At 72.5% G+C, this 25736-nt stretch carries 21 protein-coding genes and 1 pseudogene; 12 read left to right on the plus strand and 10 right to left on the minus strand.

What is annotated here, in order from left to right; all coding sequences use genetic code 11:
• Window positions 1-423: pseudogene (locus J3486_RS42965) on the minus strand (hypothetical protein); the annotation flags it as partial.
• A gap of 296 nt (window positions 424-719) precedes the next feature.
• On the opposite strand from J3486_RS42965, the gene J3486_RS42970 reads away from it, so the two are divergent.
• The 7 genes from J3486_RS42970 (at window position 720) to J3486_RS43000 (ending at window position 8237) form a co-directional block, all read left to right on the plus strand.
• Window positions 720-1700 carry a LuxR family transcriptional regulator gene (locus J3486_RS42970; protein ID WP_207830253.1) on the plus strand — a complete coding sequence of 327 codons (981 nt, stop codon included), beginning with the start codon at window positions 720-722 and terminating at the stop codon, window positions 1698-1700.
• A gap of 59 nt (window positions 1701-1759) precedes the next feature.
• Complete coding sequence (locus J3486_RS42975; protein WP_207830257.1) at window positions 1760-2242, plus strand: DUF456 domain-containing protein; 483 nt, start codon at window positions 1760-1762, stop codon at window positions 2240-2242.
• 229 nt (window positions 2243-2471) lie between these two features.
• Window positions 2472-4799 (plus strand): glycoside hydrolase family 95-like protein, encoded by a 2328-nt coding sequence (locus tag J3486_RS42980; protein ID WP_207830261.1) that lies wholly within the window; start codon window positions 2472-2474, stop codon window positions 4797-4799.
• 171 nt (window positions 4800-4970) lie between these two features.
• Entirely contained in the window at window positions 4971-5654 is a 684-nt protein-coding gene (locus J3486_RS42985; RefSeq protein ID WP_207830264.1) for a DedA family protein, read from the plus strand.
• 11 nt (window positions 5655-5665) lie between these two features.
• Window positions 5666-6784 (plus strand): sensor histidine kinase, encoded by a 1119-nt coding sequence (locus tag J3486_RS42990; protein ID WP_207830267.1) that lies wholly within the window; start codon window positions 5666-5668, stop codon window positions 6782-6784.
• A gap of 130 nt (window positions 6785-6914) precedes the next feature.
• Window positions 6915-7559 (plus strand): response regulator transcription factor, encoded by a 645-nt coding sequence (locus J3486_RS42995; protein ID WP_207830270.1) that lies wholly within the window; start codon window positions 6915-6917, stop codon window positions 7557-7559.
• A 6-nt stretch (window positions 7560-7565) separates the two neighbouring features.
• Entirely contained in the window at window positions 7566-8237 is a 672-nt protein-coding gene (locus J3486_RS43000; RefSeq protein ID WP_207830288.1) for a 4'-phosphopantetheinyl transferase superfamily protein, read from the plus strand.
• 13 nt (window positions 8238-8250) lie between these two features.
• On the opposite strand, the gene J3486_RS43005 is transcribed toward J3486_RS43000, so the two are convergent.
• From J3486_RS43005 to J3486_RS43025, 5 genes are all read right to left on the minus strand, one after another.
• The gene (locus tag J3486_RS43005) at window positions 8251-8751 is read right to left on the minus strand and encodes a methylated-DNA--[protein]-cysteine S-methyltransferase (RefSeq protein WP_207830291.1); all 501 of its coding nucleotides are present in this window, start codon (window positions 8749-8751) and stop codon (window positions 8251-8253) included.
• A gap of 5 nt (window positions 8752-8756) precedes the next feature.
• Entirely contained in the window at window positions 8757-10154 is a 1398-nt protein-coding gene (locus J3486_RS43010) for a DNA-3-methyladenine glycosylase 2 family protein (RefSeq protein WP_207830398.1), read from the minus strand.
• 260 nt (window positions 10155-10414) lie between these two features.
• The gene (rsgA, locus tag J3486_RS43015; RefSeq protein ID WP_207830306.1) at window positions 10415-11539 is read right to left on the minus strand and encodes a ribosome small subunit-dependent GTPase A; all 1125 of its coding nucleotides are present in this window, start codon (window positions 11537-11539) and stop codon (window positions 10415-10417) included.
• A gap of 208 nt (window positions 11540-11747) precedes the next feature.
• Window positions 11748-12536, minus strand: a complete 789-nt coding sequence (locus J3486_RS43020) for a class II aldolase/adducin family protein (protein ID WP_307805188.1) — start codon at window positions 12534-12536, stop codon at window positions 11748-11750.
• Complete coding sequence (locus J3486_RS43025; RefSeq protein WP_207830309.1) at window positions 12533-13516, minus strand: C-terminal binding protein; 984 nt, start codon at window positions 13514-13516, stop codon at window positions 12533-12535. Before J3486_RS43025 ends, J3486_RS43020 begins: the two co-directional genes overlap by 4 nt.
• 203 nt (window positions 13517-13719) lie before the next feature.
• On the opposite strand from J3486_RS43025, the gene J3486_RS43030 reads away from it, so the two are divergent.
• From J3486_RS43030 to J3486_RS43040, 3 genes are all read left to right on the plus strand, one after another.
• The gene (locus tag J3486_RS43030) at window positions 13720-14619 is read left to right on the plus strand and encodes an Lrp/AsnC family transcriptional regulator (protein WP_207830312.1); all 900 of its coding nucleotides are present in this window, start codon (window positions 13720-13722) and stop codon (window positions 14617-14619) included.
• A gap of 193 nt (window positions 14620-14812) precedes the next feature.
• Window positions 14813-16468 carry an amidohydrolase gene (locus J3486_RS43035; RefSeq protein WP_207830315.1) on the plus strand — a complete coding sequence of 552 codons (1656 nt, stop codon included), beginning with the start codon at window positions 14813-14815 and terminating at the stop codon, window positions 16466-16468.
• A 65-nt stretch (window positions 16469-16533) separates the two neighbouring features.
• Complete coding sequence (locus J3486_RS43040; protein ID WP_207830318.1) at window positions 16534-17901, plus strand: MFS transporter; 1368 nt, start codon at window positions 16534-16536, stop codon at window positions 17899-17901.
• Here the strand turns inward: J3486_RS43040 and J3486_RS43045 are convergent.
• Window positions 17858-18310, minus strand: coding sequence for an Lrp/AsnC family transcriptional regulator (locus tag J3486_RS43045; RefSeq protein WP_207830321.1), 453 nt, complete (start codon window positions 18308-18310; stop codon window positions 17858-17860). The two genes, J3486_RS43040 and J3486_RS43045, sit on opposite strands and share 44 nt — an antisense overlap.
• 161 nt (window positions 18311-18471) lie before the next feature.
• Between J3486_RS43045 and J3486_RS43050 the strand changes: the two genes are divergently transcribed.
• A complete protein-coding gene (locus tag J3486_RS43050) occupies window positions 18472-19491 on the plus strand; it encodes an asparaginase (RefSeq protein ID WP_207830324.1) in 1020 nt (339 codons plus the stop codon).
• Window positions 19488-20921, plus strand: coding sequence for an aspartate ammonia-lyase (aspA, locus tag J3486_RS43055; protein ID WP_307805189.1), 1434 nt, complete (start codon window positions 19488-19490; stop codon window positions 20919-20921). The genes J3486_RS43050 and aspA overlap by 4 nt, the downstream gene beginning before the upstream one ends.
• 236 nt (window positions 20922-21157) lie before the next feature.
• Here aspA and J3486_RS43060 read toward each other — a convergent pair whose 3' ends face one another.
• The 3 genes from J3486_RS43060 to J3486_RS43070 form a co-directional block, all read right to left on the minus strand.
• The gene (locus tag J3486_RS43060) at window positions 21158-22489 is read right to left on the minus strand and encodes a radical SAM protein (RefSeq protein ID WP_207830326.1); all 1332 of its coding nucleotides are present in this window, start codon (window positions 22487-22489) and stop codon (window positions 21158-21160) included.
• Window positions 22490-22549: 60 nt separating this feature from the next.
• The gene (locus J3486_RS43065) at window positions 22550-23245 is read right to left on the minus strand and encodes a pyridoxamine 5'-phosphate oxidase family protein (RefSeq protein WP_207830329.1); all 696 of its coding nucleotides are present in this window, start codon (window positions 23243-23245) and stop codon (window positions 22550-22552) included.
• Window positions 23246-23382: 137 nt separating this feature from the next.
• A complete protein-coding gene (locus J3486_RS43070; protein WP_207830332.1) occupies window positions 23383-25398 on the minus strand; it encodes a beta-galactosidase in 2016 nt (671 codons plus the stop codon).
• Between the last annotated feature and the right edge of the window lie 338 nt (window positions 25399-25736).

Here is a 25736-nt window from a genome sequence, read left to right on the forward strand (position 1 = left end):
CTCGTAGGTGGGCGGGCCGTCTCCCAGGATCGGGACGGTGTGGGGGGGGGGCGGCGGGGGCGGTTCGTCGGGGCCGCGCCGCGGTGGCAGCCCTCCGATGTCCGGCGGTGCGGCGGGCTCGGCCGGTGCGGCCTCCCGCGGGCCGGGCACGGTCGCGGCGGGCGCCCCTGGTGCGGGCTCCGACGGCGGCGGGTCGTCCCACGGCTCCCACTCCGCCCGGGACGGACCGGCCGCCCGGTCCTGCGGCACGGTCACCACCGCGCCGGCCGACGCGAAACGGTCGTCCAGGGTGTCCGCTGCCAGCGTCGGTCCCGTGTCGGCGGCGGCACCGGTGGCGTCGTCAGCGTCGTCTCCGTACAACTGGCCCCACCAGTCGTCCTCTTGGGACCGGCGTCCGGTGGGCCTCTCCCCCTGCTGGCTCATGCCCTTATTGTCCACCGCGGGAGCCGTACGAAAACGGTGCATCCGGAAATTTTGACCGTGGCCACCCCGCACGAATCCGTCGGGCGGCCCCACCCCCCACAGGGGGGCCGCCCGACGGATCGGTTCACACCCGCATGATCAGCGCGGGGGCCCCACATTGGCAGAGCACGAGGGGTTACGGGGATGATGGGCGCGGCGTGTTTGTGCCATGGCCGGTTACCGCCACGCAGGGGTGGAGCAGAACGTTCCGGAGGGGGCGGCCATGGTCAGGGGAGATCAAGGAGGGGCAACGGCGCATGCTGAGTGCGATAGGTCTGGACGAGGTGCACGAGTCGGCGTACCGCGCCCTGGTGTCGGTGGGGGCCGCCGACGTACCGGATCTGGCGCGGCGGCTCGCCCTCGCCGAGTACGAGACCGAACGCACGCTGCGTCGTCTGGAGCGGAGCGGGCTCGCCGCCCAGTCGTCGGCGCGGCCGGGACGCTGGGTCGCGGCGCCGCCCGGGATCGCGCTGGGGGCGCTTCTCACCCAGCAGCGGCACGAGCTGGAGAAGGCGGAGCTGTCGGCCGCGCAGCTCGCCGAGGAGTACCGGGCGCGGACCGTCGAGCCCACGGCGCACGATCTCGTCGAGGTGGTGACCGGCGCGGCTGCCGTCGCCCAGCGTTTCCTGCAGATCCAGCTCGGCGCGACCGAGGAGGTGTTCTGCCTGGTCACCGGCACCCCGATGGTCGTGTCCGCCGCCGACAACGAGGCGGAGGCGCAGGCCATGGACCGGGGTGTCACCTATCGCGTGGTGATCGAGCGCGAGGTGCTCTCCCAGCCCGCGGGGCTGACCGAGCTGGCGGCGGCGCTCGGCCGTGACGAGCAGGTCCGGGTGGTGGACCGGGTGCCGACCAAGCTGATCATCGCCGACCGGTCCCTGGCGCTGATGCCGCTGACCGCGCCCGGCGCCGAGCCGGCCGCGCTCGTCGTGCACGCGAGCGGGCTCCTGGAGTCGCTGACGGACCTCTTCGAGGTGGTGTGGCGGCAGGCGCTGCCGCTGCGGCTCGGTGAGGGCGGCCGGGTCTGTGAGGCCGGGCTCGACGGACCGGACGCGACCGATCTGGAGATCCTCTCCCTGCTGCTCGCCGGGCTGACCGACGCGAGCGTGGCGAAACAGCTGGACCTGGGCCTGCGGACGGTGCAGCGCCGGGTGAAGCGGCTGATGGAGCTGGCCGGGGTGACGACGCGGCTGCAGCTGGGCTGGCACGCGTTCGAGCGGGACTGGGTGGCCAGATGAGCCGGGCTCCGGCCGGCTCTGGCCGTGCCGGAGCGGCATGACCATGGCACGCTTCCCGCATGGGAACGTGGGAACTCTCGCTGGTCGGGGCCGTTCTGCTCCTCGGCCTGTGCGGGGTCATGGTGCCGGGTGTGCCCGGGTCATGGCTGGTGTGGGCCGCGGTCGCGGTCTGGGCCCTGCGTGATCCGAACGCGCTGGCCTGGGGCGTTCTCGTCGGCGCCACCGTCGTCCTGCTCGCCGCCCAGGTACTGCGCTGGCAGTTGCCGCCGCGCCGGCTGCGGCAGGCGGGGGCGACCTCGCGGCTCGCGGTGTGGGCGGGGGCCGGGGCGCTCGTCGGCTTCTGTGTGGTGCCGGTGATCGGCGCGATTCCCGGGTTCATCGGCGGGATCTACGTCTCGGAGCGGCTGCGGCTCGGCCGGCACGGGGACGCCGTCGCTTCGACCCGGACGGCGATGCGGGCCGGGGGTTCCAGTGTGCTGGCCGAGTTGTTCGCCTGTCTGCTGATCGTGGGGGCGTGGCTCGGGGCCGTCATCTGGGGGTGAGGGGCGGCGGGTCCGTCGGCCGGGTTCGGACGGTGGGCGGCTGCGGGGTGGTGTGCGGCTGGTCGCGCAGTGCCGCGCGCCCCTGAGAGCGGGCTCGTCCGCTCCCGAACTCGGCAGCCGAGTAGGTCGGATCTATCCCGCACTATTGACGCCCCTCTTCCTCATCCCTAGCTTGCAGCGCGGGATAGCTCCGATGAATCGCTGAGTCGAATCGCCAGGAGGCGCTGCCATGCCGAGCCCGTCCAGACGCACCGTGTTGGCCACCGGATCCGCCCTGGGAGGCGCGGCGGTCCTGGGCGCGGCCCTGCCCGCACAGGCCGGCACCGCCGGATCACCGCAGGTCACCACGGCGGGCGACCCCTGGCGCACCGTCCTCGACGACGCCGACCTCGTCTGGCAGAAGATGCCGAAGACCTGGTACGAGGGCCCGTACCTGGGCAACGGCCTGCTCGGCTCCGGCATCTACCAGGAGCCCGGCAAGAACGCGGTGCGCTTCAACGTGCAGCACTCCGAGGTGCAGGACCACCGCCCCGAGTTCGGCTCCCTGTTCGGCCTCGCCCGGCTGCCCATCGGGTACTTCACGCTCGAACCCGTCGGCACGGTCACCGCGCTCGACTGGCGGCTGCGGCTGCGCACCGCCGAGCTGACCGGCACCCTCACCACCGACCGGGGCACCCTCACGCTGCGCGCCCAGGTCGACAACGCCCGGTCCGTGCTGGTCGTCGAGATCACCCCGAGCGCGGGCGAGCAGGACTTCCGCTGGGTGTTCCACCCGGCCGACGCGATCAGCCCGCGCGTCGCCTTCAAGGACAAGCCCGCGGGGTACGAGGGGAACCCGCCGGCCGAGGTCGCCACGTACGACGACGGGGTGTCCGCGGCCGTGCAGTCGCTGCTCGCGGGCGGCGAGCACGTCACCGCCTGGTGCGAGCGGACCCGCGACGGCGACAACGGGTCGCGGACCCTGTACGTGAACGTACGGCACTCGTTCCCGAAGGCGACCGCCCGCGACAAGGCGGTGGCCACGGTGCGGGCCGCCGCGAAGCTCCCGTACGCGGCGCTCGCCGTGTCGCACCGGGCCTGGTGGGACGCGTACTACCGCAAGAGCTTCCTGTCCCTGCCGGACGCACGCATCCAGCGCTTCTACTGGACCCAGCTGTACAAGGTGGCCTCCGCCGCCCGGCGCGACGCCCCGGTGATGGCGACGAGCGGCCCCTGGCTGGAGCCGACGCCGTGGCCCGCGACCTGGTGGAACCTGAACGTGCAGTTGGAGTACTGGCTGATCCACGGCTCCAACCACCTCGAACTCGACGCCGTGACCCGGGCGTTGAGCGAGTTCCGGGACCACCTCACCGCCGAGATGGCGCCCGCCTACCGCGCCGACTCGCTCGGCATCCCGCGCACCACCGACGCGAGCCTGGTCAACGGCGGCGCGACCAGCACCGCGCAGGGCTACGGCGTCGGCATCCCGGGACAGGACCCGCCGACCCCCGAGGTCGGCAACCTCACCTGGGCGCTGCACAACGTCTGGCTGAGCTACCGGCACACCATGGACGAGTCGGTGCTGCGCGACGTCCTGTACCCGCTGCTGCGCAAGGCGATCAACTACTACCTGCACTTCCTCGCGCCCGGCGACGACGGCAAGCTGCATCTGCCGGCGACCTTCTCGCCCGAGTACGGCGGCAACTCCCGCGACTGCAACTACGACCTGATGCTGCTGACATGGGGCTGCCGCACCCTGCTCGAGTCGGCCGAACTCCTGGGCATCGACGACGAGTCGAAGCCGCGCTGGCAGGAGGTGCTGGCCAAGCGGGTCGCGTACCCGACCGACGCCAACGGCTTCATGATCGGCGCGGACATCCCGTTCGCGAAGTCGCACCGGCACTACTCGCACATGCTGGCCGTCTACCCGCTGTACGAGCTGACGGGCCGCACGACGGACGAACGCGCCCTGATCGAGCGGTCGTTGGCGCACTGGGTCGGCTTCGAGGGGGCGCTCCAGGGTTATACGTTCACGGGCGCGGCCTCGATGTCGGCGCTGCTCGGCAAGGGCGAGGACGCCCTGAAGTACCTGGGCGAACTGATGACGCGCTTCATCCAGGCGAACACCATGTACAAGGAGTCGGGCCCGGTCATCGAGACACCGCTCTCCGCCGCGCAGTCGCTGCACGACATGGTCTGCCAGTCGTGGGGCGGGGTCGTCCGCGTCTTCCCGGCACTGCCCGCCGCGTGGGCGGACCTCGCCGTGCACGACTTCCGCACCCAGGGCGCGTTCCTGCTGAGCGCGGTGCGCGAGAACGGTGCCACGCGGTGGGTGCGACTGGTGAGCGAGGCGGGTGCGCCGTGTGTCGTTCGTCATGGCATCCCGGGCGGCGCGATCGAGGTCAGGGACGGACGCGGGCAGCGGTTGCGGTACGCGGACGCGGGCGAAGGCGCCATCAGGATCGAGCTCGCCAAGGGTGAATCGGCGCTGGTCACGGCGGCGGGCGACCGTCCGGACCTGAGGGTGGCAGCGGTCGCGCCGAACGCCGACGCACCGCGCTGGGGCCTTCCGGCGTAAGGGAGTTGCGGCCGCCCCGGACCCTGCGGAAAACCGCGGGGCCCGGGGCACGGAACGCCCCACTTTGCCAAACGGTTACCCTCGTAGTGGTGCTGAGCTGCTGTTTCTAGCCTGGGTAAAGTCCGGGTAATGGGCTCGGACGGATCGCATCGCCCTGCCTGGAGACCTCATATGCACCTCGTGCCCCTGGCCGCCTCCGCCGCCGCCTCCGGTGAACCGACCACCGGGATCGCGGGGTGGGCGGCCCGTCTCGTGGACGTGCTCGGCGGTCCCGGCGCCGGACTCGCCATCGCGCTGGAGAACCTCTTCCCGCCGCTGCCCAGCGAGGTCATCCTGCCGCTGACCGGTTTCGCGGCCGGTCAGGGCGCGATCTCCCTCGCCTCGGCCCTGTTCTGGACCACGCTCGGCTCGGTGGTCGGCGCGGCGGCCCTGTACGGCATCGGCCGGGCGATCGGCCGCGACCGCATGTACGCCCTGTGGGCGCGGATCCCGCTGGTGAAGGTCTCCGACCTGGAGCGGACGGAGGCGTGGTTCCAGCGGCACGGCACGAAGGCGGTGCTGCTCGGCCGCATGGTGCCGATCTTCCGCAGCCTGATCTCGGTCCCGGCGGGCGTGGAGCGGATGCGGCTGCCGGTCTTCCTCTCCCTCACCGCGCTCGGTTCGTTCGTCTGGAACACCGTGCTGGTGCTCGCCGGTTATCTCCTCGGCGACCGGTGGGACCTGGTGGAGCGGTACGTGGGTGTCCTGTCGAAGGTGGTCCTCGGGGCCGCACTGCTCGCGGTCGTCGCCTACGTCGTCGTACGGGTGCGCAGCCGCGGCCACAAGGGCCGCCACCGGGTGCGGCAGGGCCGGTAGGCTCGGCTTCCGTGCAGGTGACGAGGGTGGGGCGGCGGGCGGCCGGGGTGCTGCTCGGCTGCGGTACGGCGGGGGCGGGGCTGCTGTGGCTGATCGCCGCGGGGCCCGTGCTGCTGTGGCCGCGTCCGGCACGCGGGGCCCGCGCGGCGGTCGTCTCGGGGGCCCGCGCGCTGGCGGCCCTGGAGCGGCGACGCAGGACCGTCTTCTTCGGCGATCTCTTCCCGCCGCACTCCGGGACGTCCGACGACCGGATCGTGCGGTACGTCGCCGCGCGCGTGTACGCGGGTCTGCTGACGGCCGTGGTGCTGGGCCTGGTCGCGTTCGGCGCGGTGCTCGCCGGGGTGCTGGCCGTCGCGGTGGTGCGCGGCCGGATCGGCGGGCCGGAACTGCTCGGGCAGGTGGCGCTCGGCGGCGTCCTGCTCTTCCTCGCCGTGCAGGGGCTGCGATCCCTGTACGCGCTCGACGCCCGGCTCGCCCGTGACACCTTCGGCCCTTCCGAGCGGGAGCGCCTGCAGCGGCGCATCGACGAACTCGCCGCGGGCCGCGCCGCGATCGTGCATGCCGTGGACGCCGAGCGCCGCCGCATCGAGCGCGATCTCCACGACGGGCTCCAGCAACGCCTGGTGGCGCTCGCGATGTTGCTCGGCCGGGCCAGGCGCCGCTCCCCCGAACAGGCCGCGGCCCTGCTGGCACAGGCCCACGAGGAGTCGGGCCACATCCTCACCGAACTGCGCGAAGTGGCCTGGCGGGTCTACCCGTCGGCGCTCGACGGCCCCGGTCTGCGCGAGGCCCTCGCCGGGGTCGCGGAGCGCAGCCCGGTGCCGCTGCGCCTGACCTACGAGGTGCCAAAGCCGCTGCCCCGGCCGGTGGAGACGGCCGCGTACTTCGTGGTGTCGGAGGCGGTGACGAACGCGGCCAAGCACGCGCGGGCCACCGAGATCCAGGTCCGACTGGCGCTCGCCGAGGGCGCGTTGGAGGTGGCGGTGCGCGACGACGGCACCGGCGGCGCCGATCCGCAGGGCTCGGGCCTGGCGGGTCTGCGCGGCCGGGTCGAGGCCCTGGACGGCCGCCTCACGATCACCAGCCCACCCACGGGCCCCACCACCCTGACAGCCACCCTCCCATGCTGACCCCCGGCGCCGGGCAGGCGCTCCGGCAGGGCCCCGCCCGCGGCCCCGAGCAGCCACCACGGCCCGGCCGCGCCTTCAGACCTTTCAGCCCCCTGAGCCCCTTCAGCCCCTTCAGCCCCCAGGAGCCCGCATGCGCCTGATCATCGCCGAGGACTCGGCACTCCTGCGCGAAGGCCTCGTACGCCTGCTCGCCGAAGAGGGCCACGAGATCGTCGCCGCACTCCCCGACGCCGAAAAGCTCCCCGACGCCGTGGACACACACGCCCCCGACATCGTCATCGTCGACATCCGCATGCCCCCCACCCACACCGACGAGGGCCTGCGCGCGGCGGTCGAGATCCGCGAGCGACGCCCCTCGACGGGCGTCCTGGTCCTCTCCCAGCACGTGGAACGCCGTTACGCCGCCCAGCTGTTCGCGGCCGGCGCCGAGGGCATCGGCTACCTCCTCAAGGACCGCGTCGCCCAGGTCGAGGAGTTCCTGGACGCCCTGGAACGCGTCGGCGCGGGCAGCGCGGTCATCGACCCCGAGGTCGTGCGCCAGCTCCTCGGCCGCTCCGCCCGCACCGACCCGCTGGCCCGGCTCACCGCACGCGAACGCGACGTCCTGGAGTCCCTGGCGCAGGGCCACTCGAACGCCGGCATCGGCGAGCGGCTGCATCTGTCGCAGAGCGCGGTGGAAAAGCACCTGAACTCGGTCTTCGACAAGCTGGAACTGCCGCGCACCCAGAGCCACAACCGACGCGTCCTGGCCGTACTGCGCTATCTGGAGGCATGACGACTCATGTACGAGAAGGAAGAGTTGCCGGCGCTGGGCACGGTCCGGCTGTGGCTGGTCCGGACGGACGGCGGACCCGCCGACGCCTCGGCCGGCACCGGCGCAGGCGTGCTCGACGAGGACGAACTGCGGCGCGCCGCCGCCTTCCGCTTCGACCGGCACCGGGTGCGCTACATCGCCTCGCACGTGGCCCTGCGCACCGTCCTGGGCGAACGGCTCGGCCGCGCCCCGGGCGACGTACGCCTCGTGCGCCTGCCCTGCCCGGGGTGCGGCGAGCCGCACGGCCGCCCCGCCGTCGCGGACGCGCCGGACCTGCACTTCTCGCTCTCGCACAGCGGCGATCTGGCCCTGGTCGCGGTGGCCCCCACCGCGGTCGGCGCCGATGTCGAGGAGCTGCCGTCGATCGAGGTCACGCAGGATCTCGCGGCCGTGCTGCACCCCATGGAACAGGCCGAACTCGCCGCCCTGGACGCCCCGTCGGAGCACCGCGGCGCCCTGGCTCGCGCCTGGGTCCGCAAGGAGGCCTACCTCAAGGGCATCGGCACGGGTCTGTCCCGGGCGGCCGACCTCGACTACGTGGGGACGCTGCCCGGGTCGCCCGGGGCGCCGGACGGCTGGACGATCCGGGACGTCGCGGTCCCGGCGGGCTACACGGCGGCGGTCGCCGTCGCCCCCTGATCCGCCAGGCCCGCTACAGGGCGCCTTCCAGGTTCAGCAGCCGCACCTTGCGTTCGAGGCCGCCCGCGTACCCGGTGAGGGAGCCGTCGGCGCCGATCACCCGGTGGCAGGGGCGGACGACGAGCAGCGGGTTGGCGCCGATGGCTCCGCCGACGGCCCGGACGGCGGCGCGGGAGGCGCCGATGCGGGCGGCGATCTCGCCGTACGTGGTGGTGGCGCCGTAGGGGACGTCGTCGAGGGCGTCCCACACCCTGCGCCGGAACTCGGTCCCCTCCGCCTTCAACTCCAGCTGGAACTCCTTGAGTTCTCCGGCGAAGTAGGCGGCGAGCTGCCGCTCGGCCTCGGTGAAGGGCGCCGCGTCGCGCACCCAGCCGTCCTGGACGGTCCGCCCGCCCTTCTGCCCGGGCACGGACAGGGAGGTGAGCGCGCCGGACGCGTCGGCGGTGAGCAGGATCTCGCCGAGCGGCCCGGCGAGGGTCGTGAAGTACGTGGTCTCAGCGGTCACATCGGTCATGCCGGTCACATCTGTCCTTCTGCGATGAGGTGTTGACGCGCGTACGACCGCCAGGGCCGCCACGCGTCGCTGTCGCTGTCGTCGGGGAGGGCGTCGCCGGGCACGGCCACGTCCGGGTCGCCGAGGGCGCGCAGCCGGATCAGGGCGGCGGTGCGCGCGTCCATGCCGGGCAGGGCGCGCAGCGCGGCCTCGGCGTCGTCGCGGTCGGCGCCCGCGTCGAGGCTCAGCGTGCCGTCGGCGAGGGCGCGGGCGAGGGCGCCGAGCGTGCCGGGTTCGTCGACGAGGACGTCCGGGGCGGGGAAGAGCCGGTCGAGGGCGCCGCACGGCGCGTCGAGCCGTTTCCCGTACCGCTCGACGAGGCGCGCCGACCGCTCGGGGCCCACGAGGAGGCGTACAGCCAGTTCGGCGGGGTCGGCCGCGCCGGGCGAGCGCAGTCCGGGGCGGGCGGCGACGAGCGGGGCGAGCCGGGGGTCGGCGGAGAGCCGCTCGTCGATCGCGTACGGGTCGGCGTCGAGGTCGAAGAGGCGGCGCAGGCGGCCGACGGCGGTGGTCAGGTCGCGCAGGTCGGTGAGGTGGATCCGCGCGTCGAGCCAGCCGCCCCGGTGCTCGGCCTGCGCGCCGGTCTGCTCGTGCCCGGCCTCGTCCACGGAGACGATGCCGCTGCCGTAGGGCAGCCGCAGGGTGCGCCGGAAGACCCGGGTCCCGGCGACGTCACCGGTCAACTCCTCGACTCCGGGGACGAGTTCACGGCCGAGCAGGTCGAAGACCGGACCGGTCTCGCAGGCCCCTCGGTGGGCGAGGCGGAGCGGGATCCCGGCGCTGGAGGCGACGGCCCTGCTCCGCTCGGGCGCGTCGGCGCGCAGCTGCGTGGGCGTGCGGGCGTACACCTCGCGGATCGTGTCGTTGAACTGCCGCACGCTGGCGAACCCGGCGGCGAACGCGATCTCGGTGACCGGCAGCGGGGTCGTCTGGAGCAGGACGCGGGCGGTGTGGGCGCGCTGGGCGCGGGCGAGCGCGACGGGTCCGGCGCCGACCTCGGCGGTGAGCTGGCGCTGCACCTGGCGGGCGCTGTACCCGAGCCGGGTGGCGAGCCCGCCGACGCCCTCGCGGTCGACGACGCCGTCGCCGATCAGACGCATCGCGCGTCCGACGACGTCGGCCCGTACGTTCCACTCCGCGGACCCGGGCACGGCGTCCGGCCGGCACCGGCGGCAGGCCCGGTATCCGGAGCCCTGGGCGGCGGCGGCCGTCGCGTAGTAGCGGACGTTCTGGCGTTTGGGCGTGACGGCCGGGCAGCTCGGGCGGCAGTAGATCCCGGTGGTCTCGACGGCGAAGAAGAACTCACCGTCGAACCGGGCGTCCCGGCTGCGCACGGCCTCGTAGCGCCGGTCTTCGTCGATCATCACGCTCCCCAGTCTCCCGCGGTGCGCTCCGCTCGGCTGGCGGGAATCGGACGTGGCGGTGATTTGGGGGGGGTGGTTGGCCGGGTGCGGGTTGCGTGTGGCTGGTCGCGCAGTTCCCCGCGCCCCTGAAGGCATGCGCTGGCGCGCAGCCTTCCCCGTCGGGGAGATACCGCACCGAAGGTGCGCATCTCAGGGGCGCGGGGAACTGCGCGAGAAGCCCCACCGGCCCGCGGCCGCCCACCGAACCCGCACCGCCCCCCCTACGTCAGGCGCCCCCGCTTCGCCTCCATGGCCTCGCGCCCCTGGCGGCCGCGCTGCTTCCAGACCCGGCGCATCTCGTCCCGCAACCTGGCATCGGTGCGCGCGGCGAGCCGCTGGTTCTCGCGCACGAGCTTGCGGTAGCTGTCGAGCCGCCGCTGCGGCAACGTCCCGTCGTCGAGCGCGGCGAGCACCGCACATCCGGGCTCCGCCACATGCGCGCAGTCGTGGAACCGGCACCGCTCCGCCAGCCCCGCGATCTCGGAGAACACCTGCTCCACGCCGCTCTCGGCGTCGTAGAGCCCGACGCCGCGCAGCCCGGGGGTGTCGATGAGGACGCCGCCGCCGGGCAGCACGAACAGGTTGCGGGTGGTCGTGGTGTGCCGCCCCTTGCCGTCCATGTCGCGTACGGCCTGGACCTCCATGACGTCGGAGCCGATCAGCGCGTTGGCGAGGGTCGACTTCCCGGCGCCGGACTGGCCGAGCAGCACGGACGTGCCGCCGGCGACGACGGCCCGCAGGACATCGATCCCGTCGCCGGTCTGCGCGCTGACGGACAGCACCTGGACGCCGGGCGCGGTGGTCTCGACGTCGGAGACCAGGTAGGACAGGCCGGTCTCGTCGGGGACGAGGTCGGCCTTGGTGAGCACGACGAGGGGCTGGGCGCCCGATTCCCAGGCCAGCGCCAGGAACCGTTCGATACGGCCCAGGTCGAGCTCGGCGGCGAGCGAGACGGCGATGATCGCGTGGTCCACGTTCGCCGCGAGGATCTGCCCCTCGGACCGCTTGGAGGAGGTGGAGCGCACGAAGGCGGTGCGGCGCGGCAGATACGCCTGGACGTAGCGGGGATCGGCGCCGGACGGGTCGACGGCGGCCCAGTCGCCGGTGCAGATGACCCTCAGGGGGTCGCGGGGCACGACGAACTCGGTGTCGGCGCGCACCACGCCCTCGGGCGTGAGGAGATCGCACTGCCCGCGGTCGACGCGGAGCACGCGGCCGGGCACGAGACCGCGCTCGGCGTACGGGGCGAACTCGGACTCCCAGGAGGCGTCCCAGCCGTACGGGGCGAGGACGTCAGTGCGGGAGGGGGAGAGCGGGTTGGAGCTGGAGCTGAAGCTCGAAGACAAGGGGGGACCCTTCGGAGGAGGACGTAACGAATGTCGGGATGCGGGCAGCGCCCAGCGCGGTGACAGTCATCGGTCAACACCTCCATCAGAAAGACACGAAAGGTCCCGGCGGCCGGCTCGCGGCCGCCGATCGGAACACGGGTGACGGTAGCGGTCCGCGTTCCGCCACCGCCACCCCTTTTTTCCGTCGTGGTCCGGCGGGTCCGCCTCAGTCCTTGTAGTCGGGCGCGATCCGCTCGACGAGCCGCAGCAGCGCGCCCCACGCGAGGTCGTACGCGTCGTGGTCCTCGAAGTCGGAGGCGGCCTCGCCGGTGAGCTGCTGGGCCGTGTACTCGCAGACCTGCTCGGACGGCAGGATCAGCGGGGTGCCCGCGGCCTGGGCGGTGACCTGGATCTCGCAGGCCTTCTCCAGGTAGTACATGCGCAGGAACGCCTGCTTGGCGCTGTCGCCGACGGTCAGCAGGCCGTGGTTGCGCAGGATGAGGGCGGGGTGGCCGCCGAGGTCGGCGACGAGGCGCTCCTGCTCGTCGAGGTTGAGGGCGACGCCCTCGTAGTCGTGGTAGCCGACGCGGTGGTGGAACTCCATCGACATCTGGTTGACGGGGAGCAGTCCGCCCTGCTGCGCGGCGACGGCGCAGCCCGCCTTGGTGTGGGTGTGCAGCACGCAGTGGGCGTCGGGGCGGGCCTTGTGGATCGCGCTGTGGATCACGAAGCCGGCCGGGTTGACCGGGTGCGGGGTCGGCTCGACCGGGTTGCCGTCGAGGTCGATCTTGACGAGGTTCGAGGCGGTGATCTCCTCGAAGAGCAGCCCGTAGGGGTTGATGAGGAAGTGGTGGTCGGGGCCGGGCAGCCGCTGCGAGATGTGCGTGAAGATCAGGTCGGTCATGCGGAAGTGCGCGACCAGGCGGTAGACGGCGGCCAGTTCGCGGCGCAGGCGCAGTTCTTCGGCGGCGAGCTCGGCCGCGGTGGCGGGCTGGGCGGTCAGGGTCTCGGTCACGCGGGGGCTCCTTCGGTACGGGCGGCGGCGGGGGTGACGACCGGGGTGAGCGGGCTTCCGGTGGTCCACCAGGCGATGACGTTGCGGGCGGGCTCGGTGACGTACGCGCGCTGCGAGGCGTCGGAGAGGAACGCGCTGTGCGGGGAGAGCAGCAGGCGCGGGTGGTGGCGCAGCGGGTCGTCGGCGGCGGGCGGTTCCACCGGGAAGACGTCGAGGGCGGCGCCCGCGAGCCGGCCGCTGTCGAGGGCGGCGAGCAGGGCGCCGGGGTCGACGAGGTCGCCGCGCGAGACGTTGACGAGGAGGCTGCCGGGGCGCATCCGGTCCAGGAGCGGGCCGTCGATCATGCCGCGGGTGGCCGGCGTCGACGGGATGTGCAGGGAGAGGATGTCGCTGTCGGCGACGAGGGTGTCGAGGTCGACGCGACCGACGCCGTCGGGCCAGTCGGCGGCGTGCGGGTCGTGGGCGACGACGCGGCCGAAGACGGGGGCGGCGATCCGGGCGAGGGTGCGGGCGATCCGGCCCATGCCGAGCAGCCCGAGTGTCAACTCGCCTGCTCGGCGCGGCAGTTCGGCGAAGTCGGTGCTCCAACCGCCGGACCTGAGGACCGCGTCGGCCTGCGGCAGGCGGCGGGTGAGGGCGAGCGCCTGGGCGAGGGCGTGCACGGCGACGTCCTCGGTGGCCGCGTGCGGCAGGTTGGCCACCCACAGTCCGCGGCGCCGCGCCTCGGCGGTGTCGATCATGTCGTGTCCTGCGGACATGGTGGCGAGCATCCGCACCCGCGGCATCCGGTCGAGGAGCGCGGCGTCGATGCGCGCGTAGCCGACGATCAGTGCGTCGGCGTCGTGCGCGGCGGCGGCGATCGCCTCCGGGTCACGGCTGCCGACGACCCGGGCCTCGAACCCGGCCTCGGTCAGCAGACGCACCGCGGGCCCGGGGTCGAGTTCCTCGGTGTCGGTGATCACTGCGACGGGGAGCCCCACGCGCCACACTCCATCCAGATCCGCATTCAATGACGATTCGTTCGCCCTATCGGCATGCAACTTACGTTTCGACTGCGTACGTTGTCCAGGCGGGACGAGATGGCCGTGGGCGGCGCCACATGACGGCACCGGCGGACGGTTCTCGCACAATGAGCAGCGCCGGGCGCCCGACCGGCCACCCCACCGACCGGAGGAACCACCCCGTGGATCTCGACGAGACCGACCTGGCGATCGTGCGCGGCCTGCAGAGCGACGGCCGGCTGACCTACGAGACGCTGGCCCAGCAGGTGGGGCTCTCCCGGCCCGCCACCCGGATGCGGGTGCAGCGGCTGCAGGAGTCGGGCGCCGTGCGGGTCGTGGCCATCGTGCATCCGGCGGTGCGGCGGCTGACCGCGTCGGCGCATCTCGCCATCGACACCGACGGCGCGTCCGCGGCCGTCGCGCGCGAGATCGCCACGCTCCCCCAGGCCCCGTTCGTGACACTGACCAGCGGGCGGCGCTCGATCATGGCGGAGCTGCGCACGGCGGGCTTCGCCGACCTGGAGCGGACCATCGAGCACATCCGGGGCCTGAAGGGCGTCCGGACGGTGGACCCGTTGGTCGCGACCCGGCACGTGAAGGATCCGTACCTGCTGGCGGACGAGCCGACCGTGGCCCTCCAGGACGCGACGGACGAGCGGATCCTCGCCGAGCTGGAGGAGGACGGCCGGCTGCCCTTCGCCGAACTGGCGGGCCGCGTCGGCCTGTCCGCGGGCGCCACCCGCGCGCGCACCCTGCGGCTGCTCGACGGCGGCGTGGCGAAGGTCGTGGCCCTGGTCCGCCCCGACGTGCTGGGCATGGGCTATCTGTGCGGGTTCGGCCTGCGGGTGGACGGGGCGGTGGCGCCGCTGGCCGAGCGGGTCGCCCGGTTCGAGCGCGTGACGTTCCTGTCGACGTGCCTGGGGCGCGCGGAGATGGTCGGGACGATCACCGCGGAGTCGTTCGCGGCGGTGCGGGACACCCTGGAGGAGATGCGCGCGCTGTCGGCGGTGCGCTCGGTGGAGAGCTGGTTGCACCTGGAGCTGGTCAAGGAGCGCTACGACCTGGGGCCGAGGACCGCCTGAGCGGGGCCGGGAGCACCCGGGAGATGTTCACACAGTCGATCCGTAACTGAAGTAGCGATCTGACTTAACAAAAATTCTTGATCGACCCCTCTGGTCAATCAGTCGTTCGCTCTTTATCGTTCAGCGAGCCGAATCGTCTGTCGGCGTCTGTGAACTCTCCCTTGAACGTCTCTGGTCGAAAGCAGGCCTTGCCATGCCCCGACACCCCGAGTCCCCCGAGCGCACCCTGCTGGTGACCGGTGCCGCCGTCGCCACCGCGGGCACCCCCGTCCGCGCCGAGGCGCTGGCCGTGCGCGGTGACCGCGTCGTGCACGTCGGCTCCGCCGAGGACGCCCGCGCCGCGCTCTGCGGCCGCGTCGACGAGGAACTCGCCCTGGACGGCGGCCTCGTGCACCCCGGCTTCGTCGACGCGCACTGCCACCCGGTGATGTACGGACAGGCGCTCGCCTGGGTCGATCTGCGGCCCGAGCGCGTCGGCGACATCGACACCATGGTCGAGGTGCTGCGCGAGGCGGCCCGCGACCTGCCGGCCGGCGTCCCGGTGCGCGGCTTCGGCTACGAGCACCGGCGCCTGGCCGAGGGCCGCCACCCCAGCTGCCACGATCTGGACCGTGTCACCGACGGCGCCGACGACCGCGAGGTCTACGTGATGAACGCGTCCGGGCACGGCGGCGTCGTCAACTCCCACGCCCTGCGCACCTGCCGGATCACGGCGGGCACCCCGTCGCCCGAGGGCGGCTCCATCGGGCACTTCGAGAACGGCGAGCCCGACGGACAGCTGTGGGACGCCGCCTGCGACCTGCTCACCGGCCCCGCGGGCGTGAAGATCGGCAACCACGGCCCGAACTTCCACCTCTCCGAGCCGGACGCGATCATGGCCGACCATCTGCTGCGCGCGCAGGAGGTGTTCCTCGCCGCCGGTGTCACCACGATCGGCGACGCGCAGGTCTCGCGCCGCGAGATGGAGACGTATCTGCGGGCCCACGCGGACGGTTCGCTGCGCATGCGGGTGTCGGCGTACCTGACCTCGGCGCTGCTCGACACCGCCCTCGAACTGGGCGCGGTGCGCGGCTTCGGCGACGACCGGTTCCGTATCCAGGGCGTGAAGTTCTACGCCGACGGCACGCTCGGCGGCTGGACCGCGTACTTCCCCGAGGGGTACGCCGCCGACTGCTGCCACCACGGGCAGCTGTACCACTCGGTCGAGGAGTACGCGGACATCGTGCGGCGCGCGCACGCGGCCGGGCTGCAGACGGCGACGCACGCGCAGTCCCCGTACGCCATCGGCATGGTCCTCGACGCGATCGAGAAGGCGGGCGCGGACCGGCCGCGCGCCGACATGCGCCACCGCATCGAGCACTGCGGTCTGCCCACCGACGAGCAGATCGACCGCATGGCCGCGCTCGGCGTCGTCCCCGTCATGCAGCCGCAGCACCATCTGCGCACGGGCGACGGCACGTTGACCGCCGTCGGCGAGCTCGGCCACCGCTACAACCCGGCGGGCCGCGCCGCACAGGCCGGAGTGCCGGTCGTCTTCTCCTCGGACGCGCCGGTCGCGCCGCCCGCGCCGCTGGAGGCCGTGGCCGCCGCGGCGACCCGGCGCACCGTCCTCGGCACGGTCCTCGGCGACGCGTCGCTGCGGCTGCCGGTCGAGGCCGGGCTGCACGCGCACACCGGCGCCGCGGCGCGCGCCCTGCACCGCGAGGACTCCGTCGGCGCGCTCGCGCCCGGCATGCTCGCCGACTTCGCCGTCCTGGACGCCGACCCGCTCACGGTGTCCGCCGACGAACTGACCGGGATCCGGGTCCGCGAGACCTGGGTCGGCGGAAGCCGCGCCTGGTCCGCGTAACACCCCCCGAAGCACCCCCCAGCACGTCCCGTCCCCTGCCACACCCCTCTCCGCCGGAGGTCCCCATGACGGACCGCACCACCCCGCGCTCGGCCCAGAGCCCGTTCAGAACGGCGTTCGCCGCTCTGTCCGGGACATCCATCGAGTGGTACGACTTCTACGCCTTCGCCACCGCGGCGGCGATCGTCTTCAACGACGTCTTCTTCCCGGCCGACATGCCGACGGCCCTGAAGACGATCTCCTCCTTCGCCACCTTCGCCGTCGGCTTCCTGCTGCGGCCGCTCGGCGGCATCGTCTTCGGTCACATGGGCGACCGGGTCGGCCGCAAGAAGACCCTCGTCATCACGCTGCTGATGATGGGCGTCGCCTCGTTCGCGATCGGTCTGCTGCCCACCTACGACCAGGTCGGTGTCCTCTCCCCGATCCTGCTGATCGTGCTGCGCCTGATCCAGGGCATCGCGATCGGCGGCGAGTGGGGCGGCGCCGTCCTGATCGCCGTCGAGAACGCGCCCGAGGGCAAGGCCACCTTCTTCGGCTCCTTCGCCCAACTCGGCTCGTCCGTGGGCGCGTTGCTCTCCACCGGCATGTTCAGCCTCATGAACCTCTTCGGTGAGCAGGCCTTCGACTCGTGGGGCTGGCGGGTGCCGTTCCTCGCGTCCTCCGTGCTCGTCGTCATCGGCCTGGTGGTCCGCACCAAGCTGGAGGACTCGCCCGTCATGGACGAGATCCACGCCGAACAGGAGCAGGAGCAGGGCGGGGCGAGCAGGCTGCCGGTGGCGGAGGTGCTGCGCAAGGACTGGCGGACGGTCCTCGTCGGCGTCTTCTCGCTGGCGACCGCGACCGGCGGCTACTACGTCGTGACCAGCTACCTGCTCTCGTACGGCACCGAGGACCGGCACCTGTCGGAGTCGATGCTGCTCAACGGACTCTCGCTGGCCGCCTTCCTGGAACTGGTCGTCACCCCGTTCCTGTCGCTGCTCGGCGACAAGGTGGGCGCGCACCGGATCGTGGTCGGCGGACTCGCGGGCGTCGTGGTGCTGTCGATCCCGCAGTTCATGGTGATGGGCACCGGGAACGTGGCGCTGATCTACGTGATGATGCTCGCGATGCGGTTCGTGATGTCGGCGCTGTACGGACCGATGGCGGCGATCCTGGCCGACGGCTTCGCCCCGCACGTCCGCTACACCGGCATCTCCCTCTCCTACCAGGTCTGCAACCTGGTCTTCGGAGGCTTCGCCCCGGTGGCCGCGGTGTGGCTGTCGTCGCTCGCCGGCGGCGCGTACTGGCCGCCCGCCGTCGCCCTGATGGCCGTCTCGGCGATCGGCATCTGGTGCACGCTGAGGCTGCGCACCTACCACGGCCGACGGGTCGCGTCACCGCACCGGCGGATCACTGCACCGGCAGCCCCTTCGGCTCCTTCACCCGCTTCATGATGATCTGCGAGTTCACCTCCGTGACGCCGTCGAGCGTGGTGAGGCGCTCGATCCACAGGCGTTCGTAGGCGGCCAGGTCGGCGACGGCGATGCGGAGCAGACAGCCCGGACTGCCGAAGAGGCGGTAGGCCTCGATGACGTCGGGGATGTCCTGGAGCGCGCGCTCGAACGCCTCGACGGACTCGCGGTCGCGGCGCACCTCGATGGAGACGAGGACCTCGAAGCCGCGGCCGACGGACTCCGGGTCGACGATCGCGCGGTAGCCCTGGATGACGCCGTCCTGTTCCAGCTGGCGGACGCGGCGCAGACAGGGCGACGGGCTGAGGCCCACCCGCTGGGCCAGCTCCTGGTTGCTGAGGCGACCATCGCTCTGGAGCTCGCGCAAGATGTGCAGGTCGATCCGGTCCATGACGCAATTATCCACCACGCATTCCGCGATCATGGGCCAGGATTGGCAATCAAATTGCGTGGCTTTCGACCTATCCTTGCGGTGATCGAATGTGTTTGCGCTTCAGGCACACCTGACGCAGGCACGCCTCCTCCCTCACCGACCCCGCGAGGCAGCTCCCCATGAAGCGCATCTCCCTCATCAGCACCGGCGGCACCATCGCCAGCCGCTGGCAGGGCACCGGTTACGCCGCCGACGCGGGCGGGGACACGGTTCTGGCCAGCGCCGCCGTACCGGACGGCATGGAGGTCAAGGTCGTCGACCTGTTCAACATCAACAGCTCGCAGATGACCAGCGAGCACCAGCTGGCCCTGCTGCGCGCGGTGCGCGAGGAGCTGGCCGACCCGGGCGTCGACGGCATCGTCGTCACGCACGGCACGGACACCCTGGAGGAGTCCGCGTTCCTGGTCGACCTGTACCACGACGACCCGCGGCCCGTGGTGTTCACGGGCGCGCAGAAGCCGCTCGGCGCCACCGACGGCGACGGCCCGGGGAACATGTACGACGCGCTCCAGGTCGCCGCTTCCGTACGGGACCTGGGGGTGCTCGTCGCCTTCGACGGCAAGGTGCACGCGGCGCGCGGCACGGTGAAGACACAGACCCTCGCGGCGAACGCGTTCGGCAACCCGTCGCAGCCCGAAGCTCTGGGCCGGCTCGGCTTCGGCCGGGTCGACATCCGCCGCACCGCCGAGCGCCCGGCGCCCCTCCCGCCGCCCGTGGGCCGGATACCGCGCGTCGACATCGTCATGCACCACAGCGACGCCGACCCCACCCTCTTCGACGCCGCGGTCGAGGCGGGCGCCCAGGGCATCGTGCTCGTCGCCACCGGCGCGGGCAACGCCACTCCGGCGTTCACCGACGCGGTCCGCGCCGCCGTGCGCCGCGGCGTCCTGGTCGCCGTCACCACTCGGGTCCCCGCGGGCCCGCTCGCCGAGATCTACACCGGCGGCGGCGCCGTCGACCTGGTCGCCGCGGGCGCCGTGCTCACCGGCACGCTGCGCGCGGGCCAGGCCCGGATCGCGGTCCTAGCGACGCTGCTCGCGGGCAGCGGAGCCGACACCGGCCTGCTGCGCCGCCTGGTCGCGGCGCCGGAGCAGGCCACCGAGAAGACCACCAGCACCGACGAGAAGGCCGCCGCGTGAGCACCGTCCCCCCTCCCCTGTCCGACGGCCTCCCGGGCTTCCGGCGCGAGCACGACCTGCTCGGCGAGCGGGACGTCCCCGCCGAGGCGTACTGGGGCATCCACACGCTGCGCGCCGTGGAGAACTTCCCGATCACCGGCGTGCCGATCTCCGTGTACCCGCGGCTGATCGAGGCGCTGGCCGCGGTGAAGGAGGCCGCCGCCCGCGCCAACCAGGACCTGGGCCTGCTGCCCTCCCACAAGGCCGACGCGATCGTCGAGGCCTGCCGGGAGATCCGCGGCGGCAAGCTGCACGAGCAGTTCGTGGTCGACGTCGTCCAGGGCGGCGCCGGCACCTCGACGAACATGAACGCCAACGAGGTCGTCGCCAACCGCGCCCTCGAACTGCTGGGCCACGCCAGGGGCGAGTACACCCACCTCCACCCCAACGAGGACGTCAACCTCGGCCAGTCCACCAACGACGCCTACCCGACGGCCCTGCGCGTCGCCACCATCGAGTCGGCGCGCGAACTGCTGCGCGCCATGGCCGTGTTGCAGGACGCGTTCGCCGCGAAGGCCGTGGAGTTCCGCTCGGTCGTGAAGATGGGCCGCACCCAGCTCCAGGACGCGGTGCCGATGACGCTCGGCCAGGAGTTCTCCACGTACGCCGTGATGCTGGAGGAGGACCGCGGCCGGCTCGCCGAGGCCGTCGAGCTGGTCCACGAGATCAACCTCGGCGCCACCGCGATCGGCACCGGGCTCAACGCCCCGGCCGGGTACGCCGAATCGGCCCGCGCCCACCTCGCCGACATCACGGGCCTGCCGCTCGTGACGTCCGTGAACCTCGTCGAGGCCACCCAGGACTGCGGCGCCTTCGTGCAGTTGTCCGGCGTCCTCAAGCGGATCGCGGTCAAGCTCTCCAAGACCTGCAACGACCTGCGACTGCTGTCGTCGGGTCCGCGCGCGGGCCTCGGCGAGATCAACCTGCCGCCGGTGCAGGCGGGTTCGTCGATCATGCCCGGCAAGGTCAACCCGGTGATCCCCGAGGTCGTCAACCAGGTCGCCTTCGAGGTCATCGGCAACGACGTCACCATCACCATGGCCGCCGAGGCGGGCCAGCTCCAGCTCAACGCCTTCGAGCCGGTCATCCTGCACTCCCTGTCGCGCAGCATCACCTCGCTGAGCGCCGCGTGCCGCACCCTCGCCACACGCTGCGTCTCCGGCATCACCGCCAACGAGGAGGCCCTGCGCACGAGCGTGGAGAACTCGATCGGGCTCGTCACGGCGCTCAACCCGCACATCGGGTACACCGCCGCGACCGCCATCGCCAAAGAGGCGCTCGCGACGGGGCGCGGGGTCGCCGAACTCGCCCTGGAGAAGGGCCTGTTGCCCGCCGAGAAGCTGGCGCAGCTGCTCACCCCCGAGCGCCTCGCCGGGGCGCCGCGCGCCTGACGGCACGGTGGTGCTCGGCGCGCTCCACCGTTCGGGGCCGGGGCGCGGCCGAACTCGTGGCCGCGCTGCCGGCCTCGCCCCCGCTGCTGCCCGGCGCTGTCGCGCCGCTGAGGCGGCACCCGATCCGGCACCGCCCGAGCGGGAGCAGGAGACGGAGCGCCCCGCCGCGCCGGCCGAGCCGGTGGGCGGGGCGCGCGTCGAGTCGCAGGGCTACGACTGAGGGGGCCGCGGGGCCGTCAGGCCTGCGGGGTCTCCACGGCCTCGGAGTTCGGCGCCAGGCTGTCCATGAAGGAGCTCACCGAGAAGACGGCGCGGCCCGCGCCCGCGGGACCGTATCCGGGCGGCGAGGAGAGACCGAACTCGTCCATCGTCGAGCGGTACGCCTCCAGCAGGCGGATGTGGTACTCCAGCGGCGCCCCGTTCGGGTTCTCCTTGCCGAGCGGCGTCGTCGGCTCCGGGCACCACGTCGTGAACCGGGGCGTGATCCCGTGCGACATGAAGAAGCGCAGGCCCTCCGTCGTCGACGCGATCGCCTCGTCCACCGTCTTGAAGCCGAACGGCTCGGCCATCTCGACACCCGCGACGAAGTTCGGGATCACGTTGCGCGCGCCGAAGACCTCGGTGGAGTCGAGGATGCGCTTGTGCCACTCGTCACGGCCGACGTACCGCTCCTTGCCCGGGCAGTACATCTTGAACAGGTACTCGTCCCACACCTCGTAGTTGGGGTGGTAGATCTGGACGCCGTAGTCCTTGAAGCGCTGGACGTCGTCCTTGGGGAGCGCCTGGGCGACGACCTTGCCGATCCAGCGGCCCGGGAAGTGCTCCTCGATGGCCTTGGCGTAGCGCCCGTAGAAGTCCGCCTCGTCGAGCCCCTGCACCTTCGACGTGATGGCGCCGCCGGTGAGGGTGTACGCGGTGGAGGACTTCGCGGTGTCGTACCGGTTGATGATGTCGAGGGCCTCCAGGACCTCGTCGACGTCCTTCACACCCGTGTAGGGGCGGCCCGCCGCCTTGTGCTGGCGCCAGTTGTGGTTGATGTCGCAGTACTGGCACTCCTCCTTGGCGCCGAAGTACTGGCAGACGCGGAAGGCCGTCAGATAGATCAGGTAGCCCCACTGGATCGTGGGGGCCACTTCCATGACCGACTTCCCGTTGGAGAGCTTGTGGCGGTAGTACTCGGGCATGGGCGGCACGCCGACGTCCGAGATGCGCTTGCCGTCGAGGTAGAGGCCGAGCATGCCGGAGTCGTCGGCCGCGACGCGGTACGGCGACGACGGGTTCACGCGGACCGAGACGACCGTGCGGCGCAGGTCGTAGGGGCCGCCGGTGAGCACGATCTCCTCGGGCGGGCGGCGCAGGGCGGCCTCGCCCAGCTCGGGCAGGGTGCCGTGGTCGAAGGAGAAGATGAAGTACGACTTCGGCTTGACCTCGCCGTCCTCGTTGTCGCTCAGCGCGGAGGGGTCGAACGCGACACCGCCCCGGAGCAGGTCCTCCTTGAAGACCGCTTCCTTCGGAACGTGCGGGAAGCGCTCCATCAGGTCCTCTACCAGCGCCGTGCGGCTCTGCATCCCGTTCTCCTTGCTCCTTCGACGGTCACAGCTCCTCCCACGGTATCCCCCGCCCCGCGGTCAGCCCTGCCGGGTCCCCGCTCGGGCCACGATGTGCGCGGGCGCGGTGATGTGCGAGGGGAGCACCGGGTCGGCGGTGGGGGCACCCCAGCGCGAGGTCAGCGGGAGCGTGCCGGCCCACAGGCCGAGGGCGGCGTCGGCCGAGTCGCCGTCGTCCGGCGGGCCCGCGCTGATCTTGACGGAGGCCTCTTCGAGGGAGAGCGCGAGGATGGTGGTGGCCGCGAGTTCCTTGCGGCTGGGGCGGCGGGCGTAGTCCCACTGGCCGGGGGCCGTGTGCTCGGTGAGGATGCGTAGCGCCTCGGTCTTCTCGGCGTCGCCGGTGACCTTGCGCGGGACGCCGTAGATCATGGCGCAGCGGTAGTTCACGCCGTGCTCGAAGACGGAGCGGGCGAGCACGAGTCCGTCGACGTGGGTGACGGTGACGCATATCTCGGCGTCCGGACGGGCTGCCAGGCTCCGGCTCGCGACGGAACCGTGCACGTACAGCTCCCGGTCGTCCCGCCCGTACGCCGTCGGCACGACCATGGGGGCGCCGTCGACGACGACGCCGAGGTGACAGACGAAACCGGCGTCCAGGATCGCCTCCAGGTCCGCGCGCTCGAAACTCGCCTTCTCCTTGAAGCGGCGCAGGTGCGTGCGGTCGGTGGGCGTGAGAGTGCGCGGCAGATCCGTGTGCGGCGATTCCGTATGCGTCATGCGCCGGAACAGTACTCCCGGGTGATCGTCCGCGGCTCGGGCAGGGGGTGGTGGCGGCGCCGCACCGAAGGCCGGGTGCGGCGCCGCCGGGGTCCGGCCGGACTTCCCCCACGGACCCCGGCCGGAGTCCGGTGCGCCTACGGGGCTTCCCGCCTGGCCACCCTGACCGCGCCCGGGGGCACGCACAGGTGGCCCGTCGCGGTGTGGCCGGTCAGGAGTTCCGTCGACGGGCCGTCCAGCGGGATCTTCACCTCGTCCTGGGTGTGGTTGATCGCGAAGACGTACGTGCCGGACTCGCCCGTGCGCGTCACCGTCTCCACGTCGCGCGGGAGCTCGGGGCGCGGCTCGATTCCGGCGTCCGTGCCCGCCGCCGCGAGGATCGTGTCCAGGTCCTGTGCCGACAGGCGCGTGGAGACGTACCAGGCGGTGCCCTGCCCGTACGTGTGCCGGGTGACGGCGGGGCGGCCCGCGGCGAGCCCGGTGGTGTCGGTCTCGTACGTCCAGACCGGTTCGGCGCCGCGCGGGACGACGAGCTCGGTCCAGACGTCGCCGGTGAGGCGGGCCCCGTCGGGCCCGGTGACCGAGACCGTCTCGCCGGCGAGCAGCGGGCTGAACTCCTCCACGGTCAGGCCGAGGACATCGCGGAAGGCGCCCGGGTAGGGGCCGTCGTGGACGGCGTCGTGCTCGTCGACGATGCCGGAGAAGTACGAGACGACGAGGGTGCCGCCGTTCTCGACGTACTCGCGGATGTTGAGCGCGGCGGCCTCCGTCGCCAGGTACAGGGCGGGGACGACGACCAGCGGGTAGGCCGACAGGTCGGCCTCCGGGTGGGCGAAGTCGACGGTGAGGTGCCGGTCGTACAGGGCCTCATAGAAGGTGTCGGCGCGCTCGCGGGCGTCATGGTCCTCGCTCGGGCGCCACTCCAGCTGCTGCGCCCACCAGGAGTGCCAGTCCCACAGAAGGGCGGCGTCGGCGACCGTACGGGTGTCGCGCACCTGGGCCAACTCGCCCAGCGCGGCGCCCAGTTCGCACACCTCCCGCCACACCTTGGTGTCGGTGCCGCCGTGCGGGACCATCGCCGAGTGGAACTTCTCGGCGCCGCGCCGGGACTGCCGCCACTGGAAGAACATGGCGCCCTCGGAGCCGCGGGCCACGTGGCCCAGGGAGTTGCGGGCCATCTGGCCGGGGGTCTTGGCCGGGTTGCGGGGCTGCCAGTTGACCCCGGAGGTGGAGTGCTCCAGGAGCAGCCAGGGGGCGCCGCCCGCGACCGAGCGGGTCAGGTCGGCGGCCATCGCGAGGTTCACGTGCGTACGGCGGCCGTCGGTGATCAGGTAGTGGTCGTTGGTGACGAGGTCGACCTCGCGGCCCCAGGCCCAGTAGTCGATGGAGTCGCACTGGCTGAGCGCCGTCATGAAGTTGGTGGTGACGGGGATGCCGGGGGCGAGGCGGTGCAGGATGTCGCGCTCGCGCTGGAAGTTCTCGCGCAGGGTGGCGTCGGCGAAGCGCTTGTAGTCGAGCTGCTGGGCCGGGTTGCCGACGGTCGGCGTGGTGCGCGGCGGGTCGATCTCCTCGAAGGAGGCGTAGCGCTGGCCCCAGAAGGCGGTGCCCCAGGCGTGGTTGACGTGGTCGACGGTCTCGTACGTGGCCGTGAGCCAGCGGCGGAAGTGGGCGGCGCAGCTCTCGCAGTAGCAGGCGCTGACCGGGACGCCGTACTCGTTGTGGACGTGCCACATCGCGACGGCCTCGTGCGTGCCGTAGCGGCGGGCGAGCCGCTCGGTGATGCGGGCGGCGGCGTCACGGTAGGCCTGGTTGCTGTGGCAGATGGCGCCGCGCGAGCCGAAGGCGAGGCGGTTGCCGTCGGCGGTGACCGGCAGCGCGTCGGGGTGCGCGGTGTAGAACCACTTGGGCGGGGCCACGGTGGGCGTGCCGAGGTCGACGGCGATGCCGTTCTCGTGCAGCAGGTCGATGACGCGGTCGAGCCAGCCGAAGTCGTAGTCGCCCTGGGCCGGTTCGAGCAACGCCCAGGAGAAGATCCCGACGCTCACCATGGTGACGCCGGCCTCGCGCATCAGCCGGACGTCCTCGTGCCAGACGGCCTCCGGCCACTGCTCGGGGTTGTAGTCGCCGCCGAAGGCGAGCCGGTGGTGCGTCATGCGGAGTCTTCTCCTGGGGATTCGAAGCGTGGGCATGCACGCCCCCGAATCCAATTTCTGGGAGCGTGCACACACGAGATCGCACAGCGATGCGCCAAAGTAAACGCATCCGGTTGATCATTGGCAAGTAAGGTGACCGATTCGTGCTGTAACCGCTCACAGAGTGGACAGCGCGAGCTGTGTGCGGCTGGGCCGGACGGGGTTCGTTGCCGGGTGCGGGTGCGTGGGGGTCGGTCACGCAGTTCCCCGCGCCCCTTACGGGGGCCCGGCTGCGGGGTGCGGGCGTGTTGCCCGGTGTGGCCCGGTGGGACTTCTCGCGCAGTTCCCCGCACCCCGGG

Origin of the sequence: Streptomyces sp. VRA16 Mangrove soil (assembly GCF_017377775.1) — a bacterium.
Classification (GTDB): domain Bacteria; phylum Actinomycetota; class Actinomycetes; order Streptomycetales; family Streptomycetaceae; genus Streptomyces.